Origin of the sequence: Vibrio sp. Vb0888 (assembly GCF_033338835.1) — a bacterium.
Classification (GTDB): domain Bacteria; phylum Pseudomonadota; class Gammaproteobacteria; order Enterobacterales; family Vibrionaceae; genus Vibrio; species Vibrio alginolyticus.
Window position 1 is genome coordinate 1 of sequence record NZ_JAWOTL010000285.1, and the last position, 1,097, is coordinate 1,097.

2 protein-coding genes are annotated in these 1,097 nt (G+C 47.0%); both read right to left on the reverse strand.

All coding sequences use genetic code 11. The annotated features are described in order from the left end of the window. The coding region (locus tag R7P72_RS25665) for a deoxyribodipyrimidine photo-lyase (RefSeq protein WP_318111053.1) at positions 1 to 435 on the reverse strand (435 nt) is incomplete at its 3' end. A 9-nt stretch (positions 436 to 444) separates the two neighbouring features. Then, positions 445 to 1,097: helix-turn-helix-type transcriptional regulator (locus R7P72_RS25670; protein WP_318111055.1), on the reverse strand; the 653-nt coding region annotated here is incomplete at its 5' end.

Genomic DNA, 1,097 nt, shown 5'->3' on the forward strand with positions numbered 1-1,097 from the left:
CTCGCCTTGCTTGTTGAGTACGGTCGTTGGCGCATGAACGCATTTGTCGTGAAAGGCGTGAAACTCTACCCCACGATTATCCAGTGCTTGAGATACCTTTCTATCCAACTCAACTTCATTCACTTCATAATTAATGTTGACCATTACCGCCATTGCGTTGAGCTTATCCGCCCAATCGCAAATGACTTTTGTACAGTCTTCGAAACGCGGAACTTCTTTATACAGAAGAGGAATGTTTAGCTCTGTGAGCTCTTGATGAACATGCTCAAGACGCCTAGCGATTAAATCCGCCTGCATCGGCGCCATGTGGTGCTCTTGCCACTGTTCTGGCGTTGCAACAAAACAAGCAACAACAGGTTGTCCTGTATCAAGTGCCGCCTTTAACGCCGTGTGGTCTAACGTGCGTAAATCGCGCCTAAACCAAACCAGAATCATGTGGTCTCCTTACTGAATCTGTGTTTGTGCAAGATGAAGTTTCTCAATAACTTCCGAACACTGCACTTGCTCAGGATACCGCGCTAACAGCGCTTTGAATGCTTCCACTTGCTTGGCAGGTAGCGCCTTATTCGAGAACACATAAACACGCTGGTAGCGTTCAATCACGTCGTGCCCCACCAAGCCAGAAACGTCGTCCACCTTGTCGAGTAAAGTGATGTGGTAACCTTGCTCACACAACTTCGCCGCCTGAATCCAGCTTTCCGCATCTCGACTTTGTTCAAAGCTGATCAACAGACATTTCCCCTTAGTAGATGCTTTGTTTTCAGAATCGATCACCAATGCCAAACGCGTGATTAAACAGGTTTGGAACAATCCCATCTGCAAAGAGCGCAGCGAGCCCTTAACCAAATCCAATGCTTCAAACACAGGATTGATAAACTGATCTACGACTAAGTTGAGCGGGTACTCTTTCAATACCGATGAGAGGACGCTTTCCGTTTTGCCACGATTGAGTTGCGACAAGGCAGACAGTACGGTTTCCACTTCTTCAAGCGAATGGTTTTCTGCACTGATTTCTACATCCGATTGGCCGAGCAATCCTTTCACTTTGCCGATCGCAATGCCTTTGGATAGCCAACCTTGAATCTCACGAATCGTAT